Below are 20,673 nucleotides of genomic sequence, written 5' to 3'. Positions count from 1 at the left end.
GAATAGACAATGGCTGTGCAGCGCTTATTTTGCACAGCTAAGCACCAAAGAGGGGGAATGATGTTAGATATTGAGAATTGCGTTGATAGCTCAGCGACAGATGATGAATTTGAAGAAATTATCATGGGGTTAATTATTAATTCAGGGCAAGCACGGAGTATCGCTTATGCAGCGTTAAAAAAAGCGAAGCAAGGTGATTTTGCACAAGCCAAGAAAATGATGGAACAATCTCGAGCAGCATTAAATGAAGCTCATAAAATACAGACCCGCTTAATTGGTGATGATCAAGGATTGGGTAAAACGAAAGTGAGCTTGGTACTGGTGCATGCTCAAGATCATTTAATGACATCTATGTTAGCCAGAGAGCTTGTCACAGAGCTTATCGAGTTACATGAAAAAATAAAGTAAGGCGAATGATGATGCACTCATTAAAAGCGCAAGCTGAAATACGCATGGTATATGAAAACCAATTATTTAATGGTAAGAATTTTCATGTGTTTATTTATAACAAAACAGAAAGCGTCAGTGGGTTGCATCAGCATGATTATTATGAATTTACTATTGTTTTAACAGGGCGCTATTATCAAGAAATTAACGGTAAAAAGGTGTTATTAGAGCGTGGTGATTTTGTCTTTATTCCTATTGGCTCGCATCATCAAAGTTTTTATGACTTTGGTGTAACTCGTATTTTAAATGTGGGAATAAGCAAAGCTTTTTTTGATAAACATTATCTTCCTTTATTGCCCGCTTATTTTGTTGCTTCTCAAGTTTATGCATTAAAAAATGAGTTTCTTTCTTATATTGAATCCGTGATTAGCTCATTAAATTTCAGACATACAGAATTTAATGAATTTATTGAAATTGTCACCTTTAATGTGGTGAATAGATTACGACATTATAGAGATGATGGTATTGAAGATGATATTCCCTTATGGCTAAAAGACGCCATTGATGGAATGCATGATAAAAGCCGATTTGGGGAGAATGCATTGGCAAATATGGTGCAATTATCAGGAAAATCGCAAGAGTATTTAACTCGAGCAACTCGCCGTTATTATGATAAAACGCCGATGCAAATTATTCATGATATTCGAATTAATTTTGCTAAAAAACAATTAGAAATCACGAATTACTCCGTTACCGATATTGCTTTTGATGCAGGTTATAGTAGCCCGAGCTTATTTATTAAGACTTTTAAGAAGATAACATCGCTGACACCAAATAGTTATAGAAAGAATTTATACAGTATTAAAGAGACTAACTAATTTATAATTAAGCGTAAAAAGTAATCAATAATATCAATTGATTTTTATTAAATAGAGAGAGAAAGAAGAAAATAACGTTATTTCCTTCAGGGATCTTTACGCCTTAATTTTGCCATTAATAGACAAATAACAGCATGATTGTGCTGTATGGGAGTATTTTATGAGTCATAAGTTAAAAGTGGTCACCATTGGTGGAGGAAGTAGTTATACACCTGAATTATTAGAAGGATTTATTAAACGTTATCATGAATTGCCGATCACGGAATTATGGTTGGTTGATGTTGAAGAAGGCAAAGAAAAACTGGATATTATTTTTGCGCTTTGCCAGCGTATGATAAAAAAAGCGGGTATCCCTTTAACCATTTATAAAACACTTGATCGTCGTGAGGCATTAAAAGAGGCTGATTTCGTCACTACACAGTTGCGAGTTGGTCAATTAAAAGCAAGAGAATTGGATGAAGCCATTCCGTTAAGCCATGGTTATTTAGGCCAAGAGACCAATGGTGCCGGTGGGCTATTTAAAGGATTACGTACTATTCCGGTTATTTTTGACATTATTAAAGATGTTGAAGAAATTTGCCCTAATGCGTGGATCATAAACTTTACTAACCCTGCAGGTATGGTGACGGAAGCGGTTTATCGCCATACCAATTTTAAGAAATTTATTGGTGTTTGTAATATTCCTATCGGTATGAAAATGTTTATTACTGATGTGCTTAAGCTAACGGAGCAAGATACGCTTTCTATTGATCTGTTTGGCTTAAATCATATGGTGTTTATTAAAGATGTGATTGTTAACGGTCAATCCCGTTTCCCTGAATTATTAGAAGGAGTCGCTTCGGGGACGTTAACCGCAGGATCGGTGAAAAATATTTTTGATTTACCTTTTAGTGAGGGGCTAATTCGTTCTCTTAATCTGTTGCCATGCTCTTATTTACTCTACTACTTTAAACAAAAAGAGATGTTAGCCATTGAAATGGGGGAATACTATAAAGGTGGCGCTAGGGCTAAGGTTGTTCAGCAAGTCGAAAAACAACTGTTTGAATTGTATAAAGATCCACATTTAAATATTAAACCTAAAGAGTTGGAATTACGTGGAGGGGCTTATTATTCTGATGCCGCTTGTGAAGTGATTAATGCGATTTATAACGATAAACAGGCGGAGCATTACGTCAATATTCCTCATCACGGTCATATTGATAATATCCCTGCAGACTGGGCAATTGAAGTGACGGCTATTTTAGGTAAAGACGGAGCCAAACCACATCCACGTTTAACCCATTTTGATGAAAAAGTGCTGGGGCTTATTCATACTATCAAAGGGTTTGAGATCGCAGCCAGTCAAGCGGCTATTAGTGGTGAGTTTAATGATGCATTACTTGCGATGAATTTAACGCCGCTGGTACTTTCCGATAAAGATGCTGAAGTACTGACTCGTGAGATGTTATTAGCACACAAAGCGCACTTACCTAATTTTGCTCATGCGATTGCACAATTAGCAGCATCAAACTAAGTGATTTAGACTCAATAAATCATAAAAAGGAGACAGAATGGCACATTTGTTAATTGTCAATGCCGATGATTTTGGGCTGAGTAGAGGGCAAAATTATGGCATTGTTGAATGTCATCGTCATGGCATAGTGACATCAACGACAGCGTTGGTGAATGCTGAAGGTATTGAGCATGCTGCGCAATTATGCAAGGAGCTACCTCATCTTGGTGTCGGGCTTCATTTTACATTGACTATGGGACAGCCGCTGTCTCCTATCCCTTCTTTAACGCGTAATGGGGTGTTAGGTAAATGGCTATGGCAAATGGCAGAGCAAGAGCAGTTACCTTTAGATGAGATACGAGTGGAGCTTAATGCACAATATCAGCGCTTTGTTGAGTTGTTTGGTTGTCCCCCCGACCATATAGACAGCCATCATCACGTGCATATGTTTAAACAAATTTTCCCCATCGTGGCAGAGTTTGCACAACAAAAAGCATTACCGATACGTGTTGATAGACTGTTGGCACAAAAAGAAAGTCTTAATACTCAAGGGGTTATTAGTAGTGATGGTTTTGATAGTCAATTCTATGGTGATGAAATCAGCCAAGCCTTGTTTTTAAAGACACTGGATGACGCTAAAGCACGTGGTGAACAATCACTTGAAGTGATGACACATCCTGCTTTTATTGATAATCCTTTACGTGCGAGTGGTTACTGTTTCCAACGTTTAACGGAATTAGAGGTGTTGACGCAATCATCGTTAAAACAAGCGATTGCTGAGCGTGGATATCAATTAGGTACTTATCAAGATTTAATTTAATAATATTATCTCGTATTTTAAAAATATCCCAGAGTGTGTCTGTGAAATAATTTGCCTCTGTTATTGATAATGACAGAGGCTTTTTTTATAATTTAATTAAATCAATAATTAGAAGCTATAACCAATATTTGCAATAAAGCCATCAATAATTAATTTATTATCACTTAATTTATTCATTTTATAACGGCTGTTTTCATAGCCAACGGAAACAGAAAGCATATCGATAGGATTAATGGTAACACCGGCTCCCCAGCTAAAAGCATTTTTCTTGATTATACTTTCAGGTACTTGTCTAGTATCTAAACCTTTAAATTCGATTTGAGCCATACCTGCCACACCATATACACTAATATAGTCATTGAGGCGTAGGGTTGGCCCCGCCATCACTGAATAATAGCGGGCATCAACATCTTTTATTAATTGTTTTAAAGGCTTATTTAAATCATATTCATTTTGCGCATAGGTAGCAATTGCCATAATACCTAGCTGTTGATTGAATTCTTGACGTATAGAAAGATTACCACCGCGCATAATACCTGATTGGCCGGCAATTTTTATTTGTGCATAACCTGCAGAAATTGTTGTTTTATCTAATGAGGTATTTTCATGTGCTTGAACGGTAGAAATAGAAAATATTCCACTGATAAATAATGCTGATAATAGTTGTTTTTTCATTTTTAATATTCCATTTACTTACTATTTAGAATGGTGAATTATAGTAATGACAATTGTTTAAATTGGAATAAAAAAAGATAAGTGAGATAAAATAGGTTTTTTTTATACAAAAATAATAATTTATTGGCGTGTTTGTTTTTATAAATAAATAGCGTTTATATCAATATAAAACGCTATTTTTAATTTTATTTAATACCTAAATTATTTATTTGTTGTTAGGTTATCTTGTTTATTAGTCGTATTAGTTGTAGCTGTCATCGTTGAGGTAGAGTGAGTTGCGACAGCGGTCGCAGAAGTATCATTGATAGAAGGCGTTGTATTGATATCAAAACATCCTCTTAACCATGAGACTAAGGCAATTAAAACCAATAATAATAACAGTAACCAACGTAACCAACGGTGGCGAGTTTTTGGTGATATTTTTGCAAGCGCCGCTCCGGCAGCCGCTGCACTAGAGCCAGCAGTGACTTGTGCAACAGTCGGCGCTAAAGGTGTGGTACGAGGCCACCAAGTAATAATGGGTTTTCCATTAATGATATAGATGCTCTCTGCATCGGGTAGGGTTGAGGCGGTATCAAGCAGATGGCGCTCTTCATCGGTAATGCGTTGCTGTGAAGCAAGTAATGCCGTTTGCTCTTTAAGATTTTTTAAATCATCATCGAGAGCATCTCTTATCTCTTGGCGTTGTTGCTCTGACAATGCATTTAATGCCACTGGCTGACCGGATAATTCACCATACCATTCAATAGTATCTTCTGCGGTTTTTTGCGGGGTTGCAAATAAGGTGTGATATTTGGCAGGAAAGTGTTGTATCAGTAATTGTATTAATTGCTGTTGATGAGCTAAGGCAAAATCAGCACGAGTGGTATTGGTTGTTAATCGTGAAATGAGATCCATATGAGCGTGCCTTTATTGATAGCGAAAAGAAAATTATCAATCAACATGACTATCTAATCACTATAGCGCTTTTGTGTGCAAGAAGAAATCAAGGCCGCTATTTTTTATCCTTAATAAGAACGCTATTTGGGTGACGTAATAGCGGTTATTACGCTATCTGCGCAAATTGTTTCTAGATCTTCTCAATCGTCAGTATTAGCCTAAATTCTGTTTGCTTGGTATCCATTTTACACCTTACGATAATGCGTTTCGGTAAAAATCGATGTGAGTCAACGAAAGCCAGCTTGCCTTTGGAGAGCTAAAAATCATTGATATAGCACATGGAGGATCTCGAAACTAAAAGGTAAGGTGGCTGACGAAGACACACAATCCCCTTCTTTTTCTCGTTTAGGGAATTTTTACCTCTCTTATGTTGATACAACAGCAGGTTTTTGATGACAAATAAAATCGATAATAACCAATTACTTCATGATGTGACCCGTTACTGGAATATCCGCGCTGAAAGCTATAGTGCTGCCAACCAGCAAGAGTTATTAAGTGAAAAACAACAAAAATGGCGTCAGTTATTGTTAAGCCATGTCAAAGAAGGGGAGACATTAAAGGTTCTTGATATCGGTACGGGGCCGGGATTCTTTGCTATTTTATTAGCGTTGTCGGGCCACCAAGTCACTGCAATTGACGCCACGTCTGGGATGTTGCTTGAGGCTAAAAATAACGCCAGCCAGCATAATGTTTCTATTAACTTTGTTTGTGGTGATGTGCAAGATCTTCCCTTTGGCGATGAACAATTTGATTTGGTCGTCAGCCGTAATGTGACATGGAATTTAAAATCACCCTGTGAGGCTTATCAAGAGTGGTTTCGCGTATTAAAACCAGGGGGAAGCTTAATTAATTTTGATGCCAATTGGTATTTGCATCTGTTTGATGATGAATATTGGCAAGGTTTTCTTGCTGATAGAGAGCGAGCGGCGCAAAAGCAAGTTGCTGATCACTATGTTAATACCGATACAAAAGAGATGGAAAGAATTGCTCGCCAATTACCATTAAGCCAAGTTAAGCGTCCACAGTGGGATATTAATACACTACTAGATATCGGTTTTATTCGTTATAGCGTGGATATTCGTATTGGTGATCACGTTTGGGATGAAGAAGAAAAAATTAATTACGGCTCAACCCCTATGTTTATGATCCATGCTCAGAAAAATAATCGATGAGAATGATAAAAGGAAAATAATGTGAAACCTCTATTTACAGTTATTCCTACACTATTATTAACATTGGCGTGCGTATTTCCTGCTTTTGCCAATCAAAGTAATAATATATTGGATTATGCCAGTACAAAAGATATCCGTGATATTAACCCCCATCTTTATTCCGGTGAAATGGCCGCACAAAACATGGTATTTGAACCTTTGGTTTTAAATACCGATAAGGGGGTTGCACCTTATTTAGCACAACGCTGGGAAATTTCTCCTGATGGTAAAAGTTATACCTTTTTCTTGCGCCAAGACGTTACATTTAGTGATGGCGAACCTTTTAATGCGCAAGCGGTAAAACTTAATATTGAGGCTGTATTAGATAATTATCAGCGTCATGCATGGCTAGAATTGGTCCGTCAAATCGACAGTGTTGAGGTTATCGATCAGTATACTGTTAAGCTAAATTTAAAAAATCCCTATTATCCAACCTTAACTGAACTTGGCTTAACTCGCCCATTTCGTTTTATTTCACCTAAATCATTTATTAACGGTAAAACTAAAACAGGGGTGAGTCATTATATTGGTACGGGGCCTTGGGTACTCACGGAACATAAGAAAGATCAATATGCTGAATTTAAGGTTAACCCTCATTATTGGGGGCAAAAACCAGCATTAACTGGGGTGATGTGGCGAGTGATCCCCGATAGACAAACAATGCTATTATCCTTACAAAAAGGAGATATTCAGCTAATTTTTGGTGCAGATGGCGACATGTTAGATATGGACTCTTTTGACGCATTAATGGCATCTGATAAATTTAAAACACAAATGAGTGCACCTATTGCTTCTCGTGCTATTGTGCTCAACAGTAGTCGCCCTATTACTTCAAGCCAAAAAGTACGCCAAGCATTAGAGTATGCCGTTGATAAAGAAGGGATTGCTCAAGGTATTTTAGCGGGAAGTGAAAAAGTCGCTGATACATTAATGGCAAGAAGTGTACCTTATTGCGATTTTGATTCACCAACTTATATTTATCAACCGGAAAAAGCTGCCTCGTTATTAGAAGAGGAAGGCTGGCTATTACCTGCGGGTAAAACAGTGCGTGAAAAACAGGGAAAACCGTTGCAGTTATTGCTCTCTTATAATGTGAATAATGCGGTTGAAAAAGAGATAGCCGAACTATTGCAAGATGATTTTAAGAAAATTGGCGTGGCACTGACGGTATTAGGGGAAGAGAAACAGGCCTTTTTAGATAGACAGAAAAGTGGTGATTTCGATTTACAGTATTCTCTTTCGTGGGGAACACCTTACGATCCCGCCTCTTTTGTCTCATCCTTTAGAATTCCCGCTCATGCTGATTACCAGGGACAGAAAGGGCTAGCCAATAAAGCACAATTAGATGCGATGATTGGCGAGTTGTTGATTACACCAGATGAACATCGCCGTCAGACATTATATCAACGCTTATTTACCTCATTAGCGGAGCAAGCCGTCTATATACCATTAACCTATTCGCGTACTAAAGCGATTTACCGTAGTGAATTGGAAAACGTTGGTTTTAATCCATCTCAATATGAAATACCTTTTGAAAAGATGCGTTTTAAAGCCGAATAACCGATTAATTTAAGAGGTTACTTCAATATGGCACTGATCCGGTGCCATATTGGTTAAAGCAGATGTTACGTTATCTATGTTGGCGCCTATTGGCGATATTGCCACTAGTGTTGATTATTTCGTTTATTGCCTTTGTTTTGCTGAATTTAGCACCGTCTGATCCGGCAGAAGTGGCTTTGCGTGTTAACGAAATTGTACCGACGCCCGAAGCGATTGAAGGTATGCGCCGTGAGCTTGGTTTAGATAAGCCTTTTTTCACACGCTACTTTTTATGGCTTTTAGCGGGATTTCAACTGGATTTTGGCACCTCTTTTTTAACCCGAAAACCGGTGATACAAGAGATGTTAACTGCTCTCCCCCCCACGCTTTGGTTAGCGGCTACCGCATTATTATTTACGCTTATTATCGCGTTGCCTTTAGCCTTATGGTGTGTGGCAAAACCACATAGCTTGATAGACAAAAGTATTCGACTGATTGTTTTTGTGTTAACCGCAATTCCTAATTATTGGTTAGGGTTGTTGTTAATTTGGGCGGTGGCGGTTCATTTAGATTGGTTACCTGTCAGTGGTATGTTGACACCACAATCGGTCATTTTACCGGCATTTGCACTCTCTTTAGGTTATATCGGTACTTATTTACGTTTGTTACGGGGCGCAATGCTTAATCAATGGCATCAGCCTTATGTATTTTATGCCCGAACAAGAGGATTACCTGATAAGCTGATTTTGCGTCGCCATATATTACGTAATTCACTTGCTTCTGCGCTGACGGCGCTAGGAATGAGTATTCCGAAACTTATCGCGGGCACGGTCGTGATCGAGAATATTTTTGCATGGCCTGGGGTGGGGCGACTGTGTATTAGTGCTATATTTGGACGCGATTATCCGATGATACAAGCTTATATTTTAATGATGTCATTGTTATTTCTCTTTTTTAATTTTCTGATAGATATCATTCAGATGAAAGTCGATCCTCGTCTAAGGCGGTAACAATGTGGCGGTTATTCTGGCAACGACTTGCGCAAGATAAAAGTGCACAACTCTGTTTATTGGTGATGGTTATTATTACTATCGCCGGAATAGGTGCACCTTGGTTTGCACCTCATGATCCCACTTTAACATCGATACGCTTAAAATTTCAGCCAATCAGCTTTCACTATCCATTGGGTACAGACAATTTAGGGCGTTGTGTATTTTCACGTTTACTCTTTGGTATTCGAACCACCGTTTTTTATGCCATTTATGCGATGAGTATAACACTGCTGATCGGTTGGCTAATGGGGATGTTGGCGGGCTATTTTCACGGTAAAACGGATACAGTGATTATGCGTTTATGTGATGTGGTATTGTCATTTCCTGCGGAAATTATGATCTTAGCCTTAGTGGGCATAATGGGGCCTGGAATAGGTAACATCTTGATTGCGGTGATCTTGGTTAAATGGGCTTGGTACGCCAGAATGATACGAGGCATTGTTCGACAATATTCACATCGTCACTATATTGCTTATGCCCAAGTGATTGGCGCACCACCAACACATATTTTACGACGCCATTTATTACCCGTGACATTAGCTGAAACTATCGTTTTAGCCTCAAGTGATATTGGTAGTGTTATTTTAATGATCTCTGCTCTTTCATTTCTGGGGTTAGGGGTACAGCCACCCACCCCAGAATGGGGCAATATGCTGAGTGAAGCAAAAAATGTCATGGTATTACATCCCGAACAAATGCTACCTGCGGGGATAGCGATTACGGTTGTTGTTACTGCATTTAACTTTTGGGGCGATTTTTTACGTGATGTGTTCGACCCCGATAATCGTCAATCAGTCGGGGATAAATATGAACAATTTACTGACGCTTAATCAAGTCTCAATCTATGATCCTCACAGCGAAAAAAAGCGGGTAGATAATCTCTCCTTTAGCCTTAAACAGGGGCGAACGTTAGCTATTGTCGGTGAGAGTGGTAGTGGTAAAAGCTTAATCAGTAAAGCCATTATTGGCTTACTTCCAAGTACACTTGCACTATCGGGAGAAATTTTTTTTGATGAAAAGCCCCTTCATTTATATTCAGAGCAACAACGGCGTGCCCTATTAGGGACATCGCTAGGTATGATTGTGCAAAACGGCATGAGTGCTTTTGATCCGTTGATAAAAATAGGCAAGCAAGTTAGCCAAACTTTAATTTACCATTTTTCTTATACTAAATTGCAAGCATTCAATGCCACTAAACAAGCATTGGACGAGGTGTTTGAGCATCAATCTTTAATGATTATGCAGGCATTTCCTCACCAATTAAGTGGGGGGCAATTACAACGTGTGATGATTGCCATGGCTTTGGCGTTATCACCAAAGTTATTAATTGCTGATGAACCTACTACCGCATTAGACGCTCCCTTGCGCAGAGAAATATTACAGCTATTGCAACGTATCACGATATCTAAAAACACCACCTTAATTTTTATCTCTCATGATCTAGGATTAGTCAGTCAGATTGCTGATGATATTTTAGTGATGAAAGAGGGAAAATTAATCGAGTTTGGTGACAAAAACAGCGTATTAGATACACCTAAGCAAGCCTATACCCGTTATTTAATTGAGGCTAGAGCTAAGCTTTCCCAACGTTTTGCACAGGTGCTTTATGCTCGGTGATCAGCATGAAACGGCGATAAACAACAAGAGGATCGAATGCTATTACGAGTAGACAACGTCAGTAAATATTATTATCAAAAAGGGGCGCGCTTTTTTAAAGAAAAAGTGACTATTCTTGATGCGCTCTCTTTTAATATACAAAAGGGTGAAGCTTTCGGGTTAGTTGGAGAAAGTGGCAGTGGAAAAAGTACCCTTGCACGGTTAATCAGTGGCTTAGAATTACCTGATCAAGGGGCTATTTATTTAAATGATAAGCCAGTGACGAAACGATGTTATCGACAAGGGGTAATAAGTATTGTGTTTCAGGATCATATCGCTTCAGTCAATCCGACTTTTACAGTGGGTGAAATGATTGCTGAACCTATTAAACTGATTAATCCGACTCTCCGTCATAACGAGTTAGAAACAATTATTTTTTCTTTTTTAGAGAAGGTGCAATTACCTAAAAGTTGTTATCAGCGTTATATTTTTGAATTGTCTGGAGGGCAAGCTCAACGAGTTTGCTTATGTCGTGCGTTAGCATCTTACCCACAACTAATTATTTTAGATGAGGCAATAAGCTCTCTCGATATACCTACACAAGTTGAAATATTGGATTTATTAAAATTATTAAAAGAGGAACTCCAATTATCCTATCTTTTTATTAGTCATGATATTCAAACAGTGACTTATTTTTGCGATAAAGTCATGTTCATTTTACAAGGTCAACAAATTGAATTATGCGAGATAAATAAATTAAGTACTGTTACTCATCCTTATGCTAAAAAACTAATTCAATCTGTTATTTAATCAACAAGCAATAATGTATTATCGCATCATTGCTTGCTGTATTTACTCTATTTAGAGATTATTCATTAAATGCGTTTGAATAGCGTTGGCATCATTTGCAGCATTAAAATCAATACCAAAATTCAGTGTCCCATCTTTAAGTTCAATACTACGAGGTGACGCTTTAGAGCAGGTAATATTCTGTATTTTCTCTTTTACGGTTTCTTGTGCTATTTTCGAGCTTTCACAGGTATTAATGACACCTTTTAACCCTTCACTGCAATAACCATCAATACCTGTTGTTTTTAGATCCTCAACAGTAAATGCCGACCAATCAAACGCGACTTTTATATTAGCATCACAACTTTTATTTAAGTCTACAACACGGGATTGAATATTTTCTTCAAATTTCTGTTGTAATTCTCTTTCTGCCAGTGTGGCTGAAAAAGCCGAAGAAGTGATAAGAAGTAAAGAAAGACTGATAGCAATATTTTTCAACATAATTTAATACTCCAAAAATGAATATATAACTAAAGATTAGTCTATTAAAAATAAAATGATTGAATATGATAAAAATAGAAAAATGGTTATTTTTAACATATTACTCTTTTTAAAAATAAATTTTACTATTAGTTAGGTATATTTTAATAACATCCTATATTGATAGTGATATTAATATGTTAACCACGGTTTTTATTCTCATTGATAGTTAAATGTTCGTTTGTTTTATAACGAACATAATCGTTTCAGTTCGCTATTAAAATGGTGAACAAAGTGAAATAAATAAATTTCTTTCTAAATCAATGTATTAAATTATTGATGTAGATCTGCATCACAAACCAATCCTATTGTGATTGTTTTTTCTCCATGCTCGAATTAACTTGCTAACTCGAAGTAGCAAAAATTAGCATAGCGTTAGCAAATAATGAGGGTTCGCATGGAACAACAATATTTTATTGGCGTTGATGTTGGCTCAGCCAGTGTCCGTGCAGCAGTATTTGATAGCTTTGGAAAGCGTCTGGGCTTTTCAGTGCGTCCAATTGCACAATTTCGCCCGAAAACGGATTTTGTCGAGCAATCTTCCGCTGATATTTGGCAACAAGTATGCACCACTGTAAAAGAGTCGGTGAAATTATCAGCCATCGATCCTCTCCATGTGAAGTCTATTGGTTTTGATGCCACCTGCTCTTTAGTGGCCGTTGGTAAAGAAGGGCAAGCACTTTCGGTTTCACCCAGTAATAAACCTGAGCAGGATATTATTATGTGGATGGATCACCGGGCAGTACAAGAAACAGTGACCATTAATCTGACTAACGATCCCGTTTTGCGGTATGTCGGGGGCGAAGTGAGCATTGAAATGGAATTGCCTAAAATTCTATGGTTAAAAAATCACTATCCGGAGCGTTATAAACATGTCTGGCGATTCTTTGACTTAGCTGATTTTTTAGTGTGGAAAGCAACCACTGCTGATGTTGCCAGTATCTGTACATTAACGTGTAAATGGAACTATTTGGCACACCAAGGGCATTTTAGTGAAAGCTTGTTAGCTGATGTAGGTTTGGATGAATTATTAGAAAAAGTACCACAAACCATTTTGGCTTTAGGTGAATCGGCCGGATGTTTAACGACCTCTGTGGCTGAGGCTTTTGGATTACATACTGGCGTCATAGTTGCTAGTGGCATTATTGATGCTCATGCGGGTGGGTTGGCGTTAACCGCATCACAACCTGAGGGAAGTTTGGCCATCATCAGTGGTACATCTAACTGCCATATGATTGTCAGCCAATACCCGATTATGGTGCCTGGGGTGTGGGGGCCTTACTTTGGCGCAATGTTACCAGAGTTATGGCTAAACGAAGGGGGACAAAGTGCTGCCGGTGCGCTCGTTGAATGGTCTATCCGCCGCCATGAGTCATGGGCTGAGTTAGAACAAGAAGCGAAAGAAAAAGGTGTTAGTTACTATACCTTATTAAACCAAGCCGTCGCTGAATTGGAAGAAAATGAACCTTATCCAACAGCACAATTTCATGTTTTAGCTGACCATCATGGCAATCGCTCTCCACGTGCTAATCCTGCCGCCAAAGGAATGGTCAGTGGATTAACCCTTGAAAGTGGTCGGGTTGCCTTGGCTCGTTATTATCTTGCGACACTGCAGTCTATTGCCTATGGCACTCGCCATATTATTGACACCCTTGAAGATGCAGGGCACCAAATTAATCGCCTTGTTATGTGTGGGGGGGCGACCAAAAATCCACTGTGGTTACGTGAATATGCCAATGCAACAGGTCGTGAGATCCATTTAGCACAAGAAGAAGATGCGGTGAATCTAGGGGCTGCTTTATTAGGTGCCGTGGCATGTAAAGCCTTTGATAACTTTTCTCAAGCAGCAAATACCATGGTACGAGAAGGCGGCGTTATTACACCCGATAGTGACACCTTTGCTTTCCATCAAGCGAAATACCAAGTTTATTTACAGATGTATCAAGATCAGCAGCGCTATAACGACATGATGGCAGATTGCTGACCATAAATTTTTCCGATTATGAATCGAGTTTACCTTACCAGGGATATCTTATGTTGAACTTAAATCTACCAAAATTACCGGACGTTATCAGTGCAGAAGCTAATGAGATCCTGATGGTTACTAATGCAGACTTACGTGAGCCTGCAAACGTAACATGCTGGCCTGTACAGAAAAAATTTGAAGATAAGCTAGCCGCTGCATTAAAAGCACAAGGTTACACCATGAAACGTGCACATAAAATTGATGAAGCACGAGGCCATGGTTTTATCAGTAGTCAGCGTGAAGGTTGTGACATGTTTGCGGCTATCGATCCTGATGCACCCGTTATTGTGCTATTAACCGCATGGCAATACTCACACCATATTGCCTCTTCGTTAGCGCATCATCGCGGGCCAATTCTGTTGCTGGCTAATTTTGATGGTACATGGCCGGGGCTAGTTGGCATGTTGTGTTTAGCGGGGACGTTAACCAGTTTAGGTAAAAATTATTCACGCTTATGGTCAGAAAATTTTGACGATACATTTTTTATTGATGGCTTAGCTACATGGTTGAAATATGGTTATGTAAATCATCAGCTTAGCTATCTTAAAGAAGTTGCGCCAACACACAGGGTAATGGCGACAGAAGCTGGCGAAGTGGGTCGAAAAGTCGGCGAATATATAATTAAAAATAAAGAAATAATAGGTTTGTTCGATACATTCTGTATGGGAATGATTAATGGGGTCTTCCCACAACAGGCAATGATCGATATTGGTATGCCCATTGAATCACTCTCTCAATCTGCATTATTGGTCGAAATGGCAAAAGTACCTGATGCATTAAGAGAAGAGTGTGTGCAATGGTACGAAAATAATGGCATGACGTTTAAGTTTGGTACAGATGATAAAACTGAACTGACTCGTGAACAGGTGAAAGAGCAGTGTGCCATGATGATTGCAATGGCGCGTTTCGTTAAACGCTTTGGCTTAACCGCTGTAGGCGTGCAATATCAGCAAGGATTAAAAGATTGTTGTCCTGCCTCTGATTTTGCCGAAGGTGCAATTGGGTCAACGGCACGCTTCCCGTTACCGGATGAAAATGGCGACATTATCAGCCCTAACACACCGATCCCTTGTATCAACGAAGTCGATATGGGTACAGCTATTCCACAAACGATGTTATGGCGTTTATTAACCTCGTTAGGCTTGCCTGCAGAAACAACATTACACGATATTCGTTGGGGGAGTGAGTATCAGGGAACCTTCTACTGGGATATGGAAATTTCCGGCTCTGTGCCTTTTGAACACCTTAAAGGTGGGATCAAAGGCGCAACAGGTTACCGTCAGCCACCTATGTTTTTCCCTAAAGGGGGATCAACTATAGCGGGTCAAGGTAAAGCAGGGCGTTTGTTATGGGCACGTGCACACTATCAAGGTACAGATGTGATTATGCATATTGGTACAGGTATGGCGGTGGAATTACCGGAGGCAGAGTTTGAACGTCGCCGTCGAGCCACTAACTACGAATGGCCATTACTCAACTGTACTTTAGATGGTGTAACTCGTGATGATCTTATGGCGGGACATCAAAGTAACCATATTACAGTGGCTTATGTTGATGACGATAAATTGGCGTTTGTGCTACAAGCCTTTGTTGCTCAAGCACTGACTCAAGGTATTCAAGTGAAAGTGGCAGGTGATGCCATTAACTTACTGTAAGGAATTTATAATGAGTCAGCAAAAATACGTTGGTGTTTGGCCTGTGATGCTCACTCCTTTTGATATTAAAGGAGAGATTGATTGGGCGTCATTAGAGCGCCTTGTCGATTGGTATATCGATGCAGGTGTACATGGGTTATTTGCCGCCTGTCAATCAAGCGAAATGTTTTATTTGAGTGATGAAGAAACACAAGCACTCACCCGCTTTATCGTTGAAAAAGCGGATGGAAGAGTACCTGTTGTTGCTTCTGGTCATACGGCAACGGCCTTAAGCCAGCAAAAAGAACAATTGCAGGCAATGGCGAGTACCGGCGTTGATGGCGTTATTATGATCAGTAATCGCTTAGCGCAAGTGGGTGAGTCTGATGATAAGGCGCTGGAAACACTACAATCCTTAACCCATGCTGTACCTAAAGAGATTGATTTGGGTATTTATGAATGCCCTTATCCTTACAAACGCTTGTTATCTGAAGAGATAGTAGAATGGTGCGCACAAAGTAATCGCTTTACTTTTATTAAAGATACTTGCTGTTCTCTTCCTCTCATAGAACGTCGCTTAGCATTATCAAAAGGAAGTCGTTTGCATCTAGCCAATGCTAATAGTCAAACCTTATTAGCGTCATTCCAAGCAGGATGCCAAGCATATAGTGGTGTTATGGCTAACTTCCACCCCGAACTTTATGTCTGGCTGTATGAAAATTGGCAGGATAAACCAGAGCAAGCTGCGCTATTAGCTGATTATTTATCAACAGCTGCGATGACTGAAACGCTGGATTATCCTGTCTGCGCTAAATATCATCAGCGCCTGATCGGCAATTTCGCGACACTGGTTTGTCGCTCTCGTAATAGTAGTCAGTTTGAAAACTCATTTTTCCCTTCTGCTGTTAATAGCATGACGGCATTGGGTGAAAATATGAAGAAGTGGCTTTCGTTAAATTAATTTAGGACACAGGAGTAGGAATATGCCTTTCGTGATGAAGGAAACCCAGTTTGTGCTGGATAATGCACATTCACTTTTTAATCACTGCCATGCTTCAACGATTGTGCGTGTGCCTAACTCTGAGCGTTTATTAACCGCTTTTTTTGCTGGCGATAAAGAAGGTAGCGGTAATACCGCTATTTGGTTGGCGATAAAAGAGGGAAATGATTGGCAACCCGCTCAACCTGTGGTTAAAAATCCAGGTGTTGCGCACTGGAATCCAGTTTTACATGTTGACCCATCAACAGGTAATATCTGGCTGTTTTATAAAACGGGTCCTGATGTACATAGTTGGACGACCCAATACGTTATCTCGAAGGATGGCGGAAATAGCTGGAGTTTACCAAGTGAATTGGTTTCGGGTGATGTAACACCTAGAGGTCCTGTGAAAAACAAAGTATTAGTGATGTCAAACGGCGAGTGGTTAGCACCGGGATCGGTGGAGGATGATCGATACTGGGATGCGTTTGTCGATATTTCTAGCGACAATGGTCAACACTGGCAGCGAGTGGATATTCCGATTGCCCATCATCAAGGAGGGCAAGCGGAGCATGAAATCTGGCAAGGGCTAAAGGACGATGCCTTGTGGGAGACTGATCTACAACGTGTTTTTCAATGGGATGGCGTGATACAACCAACACTATGGGGATCTCAGCCTGGACATGTGCATGCCATGATGCGCAGTACGCGCGGTAAAATTTATCGTAGCGATTCAACGGATTATGGGCGCAGTTGGTGTCCGGCTTATGCAACAACCTTACCAAATAATAATAGCGGCATTGATGTCGTCTCCTTCGCAGATGGTCTGTTGGCATTGGTATATAACCCGAATTCAGGCAACTGGAGTCGTCGTTATCCTATCTCTGTCAGTCTTTCATCCGATAATGGCAGTACTTGGTCTGAACCATTCGATTTACTCGATGGGGAAGGCGAATTTTCATATCCGGCTATTATTGCTGAAAACAATACCCTACATGTGACTTTTACTTGGAACAGAAAAAACATTGTTTATCAGCAGTTAATAGCTACTCAATAAAAATGTGGAGAAAGGGTTTTATGAAAAAGAGTCTACTCGCAGCGTTGGCGCTTACGATGACATTGGGCATGGGGAATGCTGTAGCCCAACAGTTAACGTATCCTACTAAAAATATTGATGTGGTTATCCCAAAAAACCCGGGGGGAGGTACTGATACTTCTGCACGGACTATCATTGAATTTGCTAAAGATGTGATGCCAGCAGGGCGTATCTTTGTACCGGTTAATAAACCCGCAGGTAATGGTTTAACTGGGTTAATTGAAGTGGCAAATGCGCGTCCTGATGGCACTAAATTAGTCATGACGACGGTTGAATTAGCGATGTTCCCACATCAAGGTAAGTCACCCGTGACCTATAAAGACTTTACCCCGATTGCGACAACGATTGCTGATCCGGTTGTGCTCGTGGTGAATGCTAATTCACCTTATAAAACATTGGAAGAATTTATTGCCGGAGCAAAAGCGAACCCTGGTAAATTAAAAATTGGTAACTCAGGTATGGGAGCTATTTATCACCTCGCGGGGGTGAATATCGAACGTACTACGGGAACTAAGTTTAATCATATACCTTATAATGAAGGTACAGGCCCCTCTATTGCGGCATTAGTGGGCGATCATATCGATGGCGTATTAACCACACCCGGTGCGGTTAAATCACAAGTTGATGCGGGTATTTTGCGTGTTCTCGGTGTGATGGATGAACGTCGTTTCCCTCTTATTCCGGATGTTCCAACCTTTAAAGAAGCCTTAAATCTCGATACCAACGTGAAAATGCGCGCATGGGCTGTATTAGCTACAACAGCAGGTGTGCCTGATAACGTTAAAAATGAGTTAGTGGGGGCATTTTCAGAAGTGGTTCAAAAACCAGAATATCAAGAAGCATTGAAAAAACAAGGTATTATGCCAGTATTTATCGTCGGTGACGATGCGTATCAAATGATGAAAGAAGATCATGAGATGTATGCTGAATTAATCTCAGCCACCCTAAAAAAATAACCTTTCTATAATAAACCACCCTATCCGCAAGTCGGATAGGGTCGGGGAGATCCCGACATGACTAAAATCAATACAATCATCGGTGCGATTTCAGTAGCTTTTGGGCTACTTATTATCTATCTCTCCCGTGATATGAGTATGTTTGATGAATATGGTGTACCTGGGGAGCGTTTTTGGCCTTACGGTTTAGCCATCTTATTTATTTTACTGGGGATTTTTCAATGGATAGGTGTCGTGGTTGATAAAATTAAACATGTACACCAGTCCGTAGATTTAAGTTCGACCGCAGTTAAGCGTGCTTATGGCTTAGGCATTTTTATGCTGCTATATGCAACAGGTTTATATCTATTTGGCTTTATTGTTCCATCATTGCTTCTTATCCCAATCATTATGTGGTTGATGAATGAGAGGAAACCTATTGCCATGGTGGTGATCCCGATTGTGATTGTAGCCGCGGTTTATGTTTTCTTTGACATTATTTTTAATTCACCTCTGCCAACCTCTGTCTTTTTTGAGTAAGCGGTAAAGGAGCCTTGGTATGGAAATTTTAGATGCTTTAATGGTCGTTTTTAGTTTAGAAACGATAACAATGATCCTGTTAGGGGTTTTCGCGGGGATTATTATCGGCGCATTACCGGGTTTAACAGTGAATATGGGCATTGCACTGTTACTCCCACTGACTTACTCCTTTCAAGGAATGACGGGGATCTTATTATTATTGGGAATGTATTGTGGGGCTGTTTATGGTGGCTCCATTACCGCAATATTAATTAGTACACCGGGTACACCTGCATCTGCAGCCACCGTCTTAGATGGCTATCCGATGGCTAAAAAAGGTGAAGCAGGGCGAGCATTAGGCTTATCAACCATGGGGTCGATGTTTGGTGGTGTATTTAGTACTATCGCTTTAATTGTTATTGCTCCTCAATTGGCAAAAGTGGCGACGGGATTCTCTGCTGCTGAATATTTTGCTCTTGCGGTATTTGGCATAAGTATTATTACCAGTGTATCATCGCAATCGATTGTGAAAGGATTAATGGGGGGCGCGATTGGTCTTGCAATTGCCACTATCGGGCTTGATCCTATGACAGCAGGGCCACGTTTTACGTTTGATACCGTGTATCTTATGGGGGGCGTCTCGTTTATTCCAATCCTCGTGGGACTCTTTGCATTTTCTCAAGGCTTGATTAGCTTTGAAGAAGAGTATCGTGAGCGCAAGCAGAAGAAAAGCGAGAAAATTAATGCCCGTATTCATCGTGTATTACCTACGTGGCTCGATTTTAAACGTGTTTTACCTACCTATTTTCGTTCATCAGCGATAGGAACGGCTATTGGTGCTATTCCTGGGACTGGGGGAGATATTTCATCTTTTATCTCGTATAACGAAGCAAAACGTTGGTCAAAACACCCTGAAGAATTTGGAAAAGGATCACCCGAAGGGGTTTCAGCACCGGAAGCGGGGGCTAACTCGGTGACGGGTGGCACCATGGTACCTCTAATGACTTTAGGTATTCCCGGTGATGGCGCAACGGCGATTATTATGGGAGCTTTTATGGTGCAAGGATTAGCGCTAGGGCCACAGTTATTTACGGATAATCCCGTTGAAGTGAACAGTATTTTTATCGGCTTAATGATGGCGAATATTTTTCTCGGTATCTTAGGCTTCTTGTGTATGAAACTGTTTGTACGTGTGATGGATGTACCAAGAAGAGTATTAGTACCCATTATCTTTGTGTTGTGTAGTGTGGGGGCTTATTCAGTTAACCATAGCATCATTGATGTTTTTGTGATGATGGGGGCAGGATTACTGGCTTATATTATGATTAAGCTCGATTTTTCGATGTCTCCGGTGGTGATAGGTATTATCCTTGGGCCGATGGCAGAATCTAACTTACGCCGTGCTTTAATGATGTCTCAAGGGGATTTATCGATTCTCTATACACGACCTATTACTGCGACATTCCTCGCTATTGCACTATTAACACTGCTGTTACCTATTGTCGGACCTGGGTTAAAATCAATGTGGAAAAAATGGCGTAGTCAATCTGCTTAATAAAGGTTAAT

At 39.9% G+C, this 20,673-nt stretch carries 20 protein-coding genes; 17 read left to right on the top strand and 3 right to left on the bottom strand.

Annotated elements, in window-relative coordinates; translation table 11 throughout:
* Positions 1-60: 60 nt before the first annotated feature.
* From chbA to chbG, 4 genes are all read left to right on the top strand, one after another.
* Complete coding sequence (gene chbA, locus AACV00_RS16805; RefSeq protein WP_012368565.1) at positions 61-408, top strand: PTS N,N'-diacetylchitobiose transporter subunit IIA; 348 nt, start codon at positions 61-63, stop codon at positions 406-408.
* 8 nt (positions 409-416) lie between these two features.
* Positions 417-1,265 carry a transcriptional regulator ChbR gene (gene chbR / locus AACV00_RS16800; RefSeq protein ID WP_004246722.1) on the top strand — a complete coding sequence of 283 codons (849 nt, stop codon included), beginning with the start codon at positions 417-419 and terminating at the stop codon, positions 1,263-1,265.
* Positions 1,266-1,425: 160 nt separating this feature from the next.
* A complete protein-coding gene (locus AACV00_RS16795; protein WP_004246723.1) occupies positions 1,426-2,778 on the top strand; it encodes a 6-phospho-beta-glucosidase in 1,353 nt (450 codons plus the stop codon).
* A gap of 37 nt (positions 2,779-2,815) precedes the next feature.
* Entirely contained in the window at positions 2,816-3,577 is a 762-nt protein-coding gene (chbG, locus tag AACV00_RS16790; protein WP_004246724.1) for a chitin disaccharide deacetylase, read from the top strand.
* Positions 3,578-3,685: 108 nt separating this feature from the next.
* Here chbG and AACV00_RS16785 read toward each other — a convergent pair whose 3' ends face one another.
* Both AACV00_RS16785 and AACV00_RS16780 read right to left on the bottom strand, forming a co-directional pair.
* The gene (locus AACV00_RS16785) at positions 3,686-4,252 is read right to left on the bottom strand and encodes an Ail/Lom family outer membrane beta-barrel protein (RefSeq protein ID WP_004246725.1); all 567 of its coding nucleotides are present in this window, start codon (positions 4,250-4,252) and stop codon (positions 3,686-3,688) included.
* A gap of 201 nt (positions 4,253-4,453) precedes the next feature.
* The gene (locus AACV00_RS16780; protein ID WP_049209946.1) at positions 4,454-5,149 is read right to left on the bottom strand and encodes a hypothetical protein; all 696 of its coding nucleotides are present in this window, start codon (positions 5,147-5,149) and stop codon (positions 4,454-4,456) included.
* A gap of 434 nt (positions 5,150-5,583) precedes the next feature.
* Between AACV00_RS16780 and AACV00_RS16775 the strand changes: the two genes are divergently transcribed.
* From AACV00_RS16775 to AACV00_RS16750, 6 genes are all read left to right on the top strand, one after another.
* A complete protein-coding gene (locus AACV00_RS16775; protein WP_004250029.1) occupies positions 5,584-6,363 on the top strand; it encodes a class I SAM-dependent methyltransferase in 780 nt (259 codons plus the stop codon).
* A 21-nt stretch (positions 6,364-6,384) separates the two neighbouring features.
* The gene (gene nikA / locus AACV00_RS16770; RefSeq protein WP_004246728.1) at positions 6,385-7,962 is read left to right on the top strand and encodes a nickel ABC transporter substrate-binding protein; all 1,578 of its coding nucleotides are present in this window, start codon (positions 6,385-6,387) and stop codon (positions 7,960-7,962) included.
* Positions 7,963-8,024: 62 nt separating this feature from the next.
* Positions 8,025-8,951 carry a nickel/cobalt ABC transporter permease gene (gene opp1B, locus AACV00_RS16765; RefSeq protein ID WP_004246729.1) on the top strand — a complete coding sequence of 309 codons (927 nt, stop codon included), beginning with the start codon at positions 8,025-8,027 and terminating at the stop codon, positions 8,949-8,951.
* Positions 8,952-8,953: 2 nt separating this feature from the next.
* Positions 8,954-9,823, top strand: coding sequence for a nickel/cobalt ABC transporter permease (gene opp1C, locus AACV00_RS16760; protein ID WP_049208278.1), 870 nt, complete (start codon positions 8,954-8,956; stop codon positions 9,821-9,823).
* Positions 9,801-10,610: an ABC transporter ATP-binding protein gene (locus AACV00_RS16755; protein WP_049209947.1), complete on the top strand. Its 810-nt coding sequence runs from the start codon at positions 9,801-9,803 to the stop codon at positions 10,608-10,610. Before opp1C ends, AACV00_RS16755 begins: the two co-directional genes overlap by 23 nt.
* Positions 10,611-10,646: 36 nt before the next feature.
* A complete protein-coding gene (locus AACV00_RS16750; protein ID WP_004246732.1) occupies positions 10,647-11,399 on the top strand; it encodes an ABC transporter ATP-binding protein in 753 nt (250 codons plus the stop codon).
* A gap of 51 nt (positions 11,400-11,450) precedes the next feature.
* Here AACV00_RS16750 and AACV00_RS16745 read toward each other — a convergent pair whose 3' ends face one another.
* Positions 11,451-11,879, bottom strand: coding sequence for a hypothetical protein (locus AACV00_RS16745; protein WP_004249048.1), 429 nt, complete (start codon positions 11,877-11,879; stop codon positions 11,451-11,453).
* 436 nt (positions 11,880-12,315) lie between these two features.
* Here AACV00_RS16745 and AACV00_RS16740 point away from each other — a divergent pair, with 436 nt between their 5' ends.
* The 7 genes from AACV00_RS16740 to AACV00_RS16710 are packed head-to-tail and all read left to right on the top strand — an operon-like array spanning position 12,316 to position 20,662.
* On the top strand, positions 12,316-13,902 hold the full coding sequence (locus AACV00_RS16740) for an FGGY-family carbohydrate kinase (protein ID WP_004249050.1): 1,587 nt from the start codon (positions 12,316-12,318) through the stop codon (positions 13,900-13,902).
* 50 nt (positions 13,903-13,952) lie between these two features.
* Positions 13,953-15,599: a signal transduction protein gene (locus tag AACV00_RS16735; RefSeq protein ID WP_004249051.1), complete on the top strand. Its 1,647-nt coding sequence runs from the start codon at positions 13,953-13,955 to the stop codon at positions 15,597-15,599.
* Positions 15,600-15,609: 10 nt separating this feature from the next.
* The gene (locus AACV00_RS16730; protein ID WP_107337002.1) at positions 15,610-16,539 is read left to right on the top strand and encodes a dihydrodipicolinate synthase family protein; all 930 of its coding nucleotides are present in this window, start codon (positions 15,610-15,612) and stop codon (positions 16,537-16,539) included.
* 22 nt (positions 16,540-16,561) lie between these two features.
* Entirely contained in the window at positions 16,562-17,614 is a 1,053-nt protein-coding gene (locus AACV00_RS16725) for a sialidase family protein (RefSeq protein ID WP_004246737.1), read from the top strand.
* Between the two features lie 20 nt (positions 17,615-17,634).
* Positions 17,635-18,609 carry a tripartite tricarboxylate transporter substrate binding protein gene (locus tag AACV00_RS16720; protein WP_004249054.1) on the top strand — a complete coding sequence of 325 codons (975 nt, stop codon included), beginning with the start codon at positions 17,635-17,637 and terminating at the stop codon, positions 18,607-18,609.
* A 57-nt stretch (positions 18,610-18,666) separates the two neighbouring features.
* Positions 18,667-19,128, top strand: a complete 462-nt coding sequence (locus AACV00_RS16715; protein ID WP_004246739.1) for a tripartite tricarboxylate transporter TctB family protein — start codon at positions 18,667-18,669, stop codon at positions 19,126-19,128.
* Between the two features lie 19 nt (positions 19,129-19,147).
* Positions 19,148-20,662, top strand: a complete 1,515-nt coding sequence (locus AACV00_RS16710) for a tripartite tricarboxylate transporter permease (protein ID WP_004246740.1) — start codon at positions 19,148-19,150, stop codon at positions 20,660-20,662.
* Positions 20,663-20,673: the final 11 nt, after the last annotated feature.

The sequence above is a fragment of the Proteus sp. G3927 genome, from assembly GCF_963894685.1.
GTDB lineage: Bacteria > Pseudomonadota > Gammaproteobacteria > Enterobacterales > Enterobacteriaceae > Proteus > Proteus mirabilis.
The sequence above is the reverse complement of the archived record's forward strand: the minus strand, read 5'-3'. Positions and strand labels throughout refer to the sequence as shown.

Bases quoted from the DNA above. Each gene is read 5' to 3' on its own strand.
- AACV00_RS16735 (WP_004249051.1), top strand. From the start codon at position 13,953: ATGTTGAACTTAAATCTACCAAAATTACCGGACGTTATCAGTGCAGAA.
- chbR (WP_004246722.1), top strand. From the start codon at position 417: ATGATGCACTCATTAAAAGCGCAAGCTGAAATACGCATGGTATATGAA.
- AACV00_RS16720 (WP_004249054.1), top strand. From the start codon at position 17,635: ATGAAAAAGAGTCTACTCGCAGCGTTGGCGCTTACGATGACATTGGGC.
- opp1C (WP_049208278.1), top strand. From the start codon at position 8,954: ATGTGGCGGTTATTCTGGCAACGACTTGCGCAAGATAAAAGTGCACAA.
- AACV00_RS16795 (WP_004246723.1), top strand. From the start codon at position 1,426: ATGAGTCATAAGTTAAAAGTGGTCACCATTGGTGGAGGAAGTAGTTAT.
- AACV00_RS16775 (WP_004250029.1), top strand. From the start codon at position 5,584: ATGACAAATAAAATCGATAATAACCAATTACTTCATGATGTGACCCGT.
- AACV00_RS16785 (WP_004246725.1), bottom strand. From the start codon at position 4,252: ATGAAAAAACAACTATTATCAGCATTATTTATCAGTGGAATATTTTCT.
- AACV00_RS16745 (WP_004249048.1), bottom strand. From the start codon at position 11,879: ATGTTGAAAAATATTGCTATCAGTCTTTCTTTACTTCTTATCACTTCT.
- chbG (WP_004246724.1), top strand. From the start codon at position 2,816: ATGGCACATTTGTTAATTGTCAATGCCGATGATTTTGGGCTGAGTAGA.
- AACV00_RS16730 (WP_107337002.1), top strand. From the start codon at position 15,610: ATGAGTCAGCAAAAATACGTTGGTGTTTGGCCTGTGATGCTCACTCCT.
- AACV00_RS16780 (WP_049209946.1), bottom strand. From the start codon at position 5,149: ATGGATCTCATTTCACGATTAACAACCAATACCACTCGTGCTGATTTT.
- AACV00_RS16755 (WP_049209947.1), top strand. From the start codon at position 9,801: ATGAACAATTTACTGACGCTTAATCAAGTCTCAATCTATGATCCTCAC.
- AACV00_RS16725 (WP_004246737.1), top strand. From the start codon at position 16,562: ATGCCTTTCGTGATGAAGGAAACCCAGTTTGTGCTGGATAATGCACAT.
- chbA (WP_012368565.1), top strand. From the start codon at position 61: ATGTTAGATATTGAGAATTGCGTTGATAGCTCAGCGACAGATGATGAA.
- AACV00_RS16710 (WP_004246740.1), top strand. From the start codon at position 19,148: ATGGAAATTTTAGATGCTTTAATGGTCGTTTTTAGTTTAGAAACGATA.
- opp1B (WP_004246729.1), top strand. From the start codon at position 8,025: ATGTTACGTTATCTATGTTGGCGCCTATTGGCGATATTGCCACTAGTG.
- AACV00_RS16750 (WP_004246732.1), top strand. From the start codon at position 10,647: ATGCTATTACGAGTAGACAACGTCAGTAAATATTATTATCAAAAAGGG.
- AACV00_RS16740 (WP_004249050.1), top strand. From the start codon at position 12,316: ATGGAACAACAATATTTTATTGGCGTTGATGTTGGCTCAGCCAGTGTC.
- AACV00_RS16715 (WP_004246739.1), top strand. From the start codon at position 18,667: ATGACTAAAATCAATACAATCATCGGTGCGATTTCAGTAGCTTTTGGG.